The organism is Anaerolineae bacterium, assembly GCA_014360855.1.
Classification (GTDB): Bacteria; Chloroflexota; Anaerolineae; order JACIWP01; family JACIWP01; genus JACIWP01.
The window spans coordinates 1-3,614 of record JACIWP010000285.1 but is presented as its reverse complement, the minus strand read 5'-3'; the positions used below and the strand labels follow the sequence as shown (position 1 = coordinate 3,614).

The following is a 3,614-nucleotide window of genomic DNA, read 5'->3' as shown; positions in this document are numbered from 1 at the left end:
CGATTACCGCATCGTGCCGGATGGATTCTCCGTCCGCTGGACGCGCACGCTGTACTTTGACGCCGGCCAGTACCAGTTCTTCACCGAGACGGATGACGGCGTCCGCCTGTACATTGACGGCTATCCAGTCATCAGCCAGTGGAAGGACCAGATCCCGACCGTCTACTCGGCGGTGGTGACGCTCTCGGCCGGCAACCACACCATCATCATGGAATATTACGAGAACACCGGCGCGGCGACGGCCCGGCTGTGGTGGCAGAGGCTAGGTGCCCCGGCACCGACGCCCACGCCGGCCCCCTCCGTGAATGCCTGGCGCGGCGAGTACTACGCCAACCGCTGGCTGAGCGGATCGCCGGCGCTGGTGCGCTACGATGCCGACATCAAGTTCGACTGGGGCATCGGCTCGCCCGACCCGCGCCTGCCGGCGGATGATTTCTCCGTCCGCTGGACGCGCGATATCACCTTCGAGAGCGGTTATTACCGCTTCACCGTCCAGTCCGATGACGGTGTGCGGCTCTACATTGACGGCCGGCCGATCATCGACCGCTGGTTCGATCAGCCGCCCACCTCGTACACGGTGGAGAAGCAGATGACCGCCGGCGTGCACACCGTCATGCTGGAATACTACGAGCGCGGCGGCGGTGCCTCCATCTTTCTGTGGTACTGGAAGATCCAGCCGCCTCAGCCCATCACCGCCTGGCGCGGCGAGTATTACAACAACCGCTGGATGTATGGGCCGCCGGCCGTGGTGCGCAACGACAACGAGATCAAGTTCAATTGGGGCATGGGCTCTCCCGACCCGCGCATCAACCCGGACAACTTCGCCGTGCGCTGGACGCGGGAGATGACCTTCCAGGAGGGCCGCTACGAGTTCACCACCAAGACCGACGACGGTGTGCGGCTCTGGATCGATGACCGGTTGGTCATCGACCAGTGGCGGGATATGGGTCCCGGCATCTTCACCTACACCATCTGGCTGTCGGGCGGCACGCACCGCATCCGCATGGAGTATTATGAGAACGCCGGCGCCGCCCAGGCCGAGCTGACCATCCGCGGGCCTCTGCCTGTGCCCAGCGGCGGCAACCTGATCACCTGCGTCGGCCGCTATTACTCCTGGGTGAAGGTGTACCAGCGGACGGCGGACGGCAAGTGGCTGGACATTAACCCGCGCGGCTGGGGGGCGATTGACCCATCCGGCTACCTGAAGATCGACGGCCTGCCCGTGGATTACTTCCGCTACGGCATGCAGGGCCATCCGTACAAGGTGGAGCTGTGGGTCAACGGCCGGCTTGTCCAGCAGGTGGGCAACACCGACATCGGCCAGCCGGAGTTCCGCATCCGGCCGAATGCGGACAACTACACGCCGTGGCGCTGTCCGGTGCAGTGATCGCCGGCGGCCCGGAAACACAACGGGAGGGGATGTGTATCCCCTCCCGTTGTTCTTTGCCCATTTAGTCCGCCGGCAGAAAAACCGCCCGCCCAATGCGCACCATCGTGGCGCCCTCCTCCACCGCCGGCTCAAAATCGTCCGTCATCCCCATCGAAAGCTCATCCCAGCAGGCCTGCGGGAACTGCCGCGCCAGCGCATCGCGCAGTTCGCGCAGCCGGCGGAAATACGGTCGGGCTTCCTCTGCATGCGGCACAATCGGCGCCATGGTCATCAACCCGCGGATGCGCAGATAGGGCAGTTCCAGAATCTTGCCGACCGCCTCCGGCACCTCCTCCGGCAAGAAGCCCCATTTGGTCTCCTCATGGCTCAGCTTGATCTCCAGCAGGACGGGCATTACCTTTCCGATGGCGCTCAACCGCTTCTCCATTTCTTCGGCCAGCGCCAGCCGGTCCACCGAGTGCACCAGGTCGAACGCCGGCATGGCATCCCGCACCTTGCGCCTCTGCAAATGGCCGATCATATGCCATGCCGGCGCCGGCGCATCTCCCAACAGCTCCCGCACGGCGGCTATCTTGGGCAGAGCCTCCTCCACCCGGTTCTCCCCAAAGTCCCGTACTCCATAGGCATAGGCCGCCGCCACCGCTTCTGCCGGCATGTTCTTGCTCACCGCAACCAGCCGCACCGTGTCCGGGTCCCGGCCGGCGCGTGCACACGCCCGCGCGATCCGCTCACGCACCCGCTGAAGGTTGTCCGCAATGTATGCCCACCGGGACATATCTACCCCTCCGAACGTCTTTCCAGGTTACTTCAGCACTGCCACCATAGGGAAACGCCCGGTCAATCCCCCGCTGGCGCGGTGGGAGAAAAAGCGATGGGAATGGCAGGCGGTGCAGATGCCGGCCACCTCGATCTGCCCTACCCCCAGCCCGGCCAACTGCCGGTAATTGGCCTGCCATAAATCGAGATGGAAGCGCCCGTTCACCTGGCGAAAGAGCGGGTTCGCCTCGCTTTCCCCCCAGGCCTGGTGCGCCGCCCGCACGACATCCTCGCCCACCGCGTAACAGCACGGCCCGATGGAAGGCCCGATGCCGGCGCGGATGTCCTCCGGGCGCGAGCCAAATTCCCGCATCATGGCCAGCACCAGCGCACGCGCCATGCCGGCCACCGTCCCCCGCCAGCCGGCGTGCGCCGCCCCCAGCACACCCCGGCGCGCGTCATAGGCCAGGATGGGCACACAGTCGGCGAAGCGCAGGATGAGCGGCACTCCCGGCTCATCCGTGATCAGCCCGTCCAGCTCCCCCACCTTCTGCCCGCGGTGCGTCCTCCCGACCCGCATGACCCGATTGCTGTGCACCTGACGCACCGTGACCAACTCCGCCGGCGCCACACCCAGTGCCTCGCAGGCGATCTCCACGTTTCGGTGCACATTCGCCGGGTCGTCCGCCACATCCGCCCCCACGTTGAGGGTATCATAGGGCGCCGGGCTGACGCCTCCCTGCCGGCCGAATATGCCGTGCTCCAGCTCTGGCACATCTTGCAGGATCGCAAAGCGGAAAATGTCGAGGGACATCAGGCCTCTCCTGTTCCAGCGATCTCGCACACGCCGCAAGCGGTACAGCCGGCCCCTGGACAGCCGGCCGGCAGTTTCCCCTCCTCCGCCCGTTCGGCCATGCGTTGGAGGAAGCGCCGGCCGACCCCATGGTCAATATGGTCCCACGGCAGTGACTCCTCATATCCCCAGGCCCTCAACCACTCCGCCGGCTCCAGGCCCTGTTCCTCCAGGCTCTGCCGCCAGGCGGCCAGCGTCGGTCGGCGCAGTCCGACCAGCGCCGGCGCCAGGCGCTCATCGCCGCGCGCCAGCACTGCCTGCACCTGCGACCACTCTGGGCTTTCAGCGCGCACCTGCATCCGTTTGCCTCGCAGACCCTGGCGGACCCGTTCCAACCGGGCCTTGACCACATCCACCGCCGGCGCGGACAGCCACTGGAACGGCGTATGCGGCTTAGGCACAAAGGGGGTCACATTCACCACGATCTGATGAGGGAACTGGCCGGCGGTGCGCTGTACCAGTTCGATCAGCGCTTCCACATCCGCCTCTTCCTCCCCCGGGAGACCCAGCATGAAATACAGCTTCAACTGGGTGAAACGGCGTTCTGCCGCCATGGCGGCAGAACGCAGGATATCCTCCTCGGAAATGCCCTTGCCGATGGCGTCGCGCAGGCGC

General features: G+C 65.8%; 4 protein-coding genes. 1 reads left to right on the top strand and 3 read right to left on the bottom strand.

The genetic code is table 11. The features are described from left to right. On the top strand, positions 1–1,387 hold a 1,387-nt coding region (locus H5T60_12745; protein MBC7243296.1), incomplete at its 5' end, for a hypothetical protein. Positions 1,388–1,451: 64 nt separating this feature from the next. Here H5T60_12745 and H5T60_12740 read toward each other — a convergent pair. The 3 genes from H5T60_12740 to H5T60_12730 form a co-directional block, all read right to left on the bottom strand. After that, positions 1,452–2,165, bottom strand: a complete 714-nt coding sequence (locus H5T60_12740; protein MBC7243295.1) for a YggS family pyridoxal phosphate-dependent enzyme — start codon at positions 2,163–2,165, stop codon at positions 1,452–1,454. A 27-nt stretch (positions 2,166–2,192) separates the two neighbouring features. Next, positions 2,193–2,960, bottom strand: a complete 768-nt coding sequence (gene pgeF, locus H5T60_12735) for a peptidoglycan editing factor PgeF (GenBank protein ID MBC7243294.1) — start codon at positions 2,958–2,960, stop codon at positions 2,193–2,195. After that, on the bottom strand, positions 2,960–3,614 hold a 655-nt coding region (locus H5T60_12730), incomplete at its 5' end, for a B12-binding domain-containing radical SAM protein (GenBank protein ID MBC7243293.1). The genes pgeF and H5T60_12730, both read right to left, overlap by 1 nt.

Excerpts from the sequence above, each read along its gene's own strand:
- H5T60_12740 (MBC7243295.1), bottom strand. The coding sequence starts at position 2,165 with ATGTCCCGGTGGGCATACATTGCGGACAACCTTCAGCGGGTGCGTGAG.
- pgeF (MBC7243294.1), bottom strand. The coding sequence starts at position 2,960 with ATGTCCCTCGACATTTTCCGCTTTGCGATCCTGCAAGATGTGCCAGAG.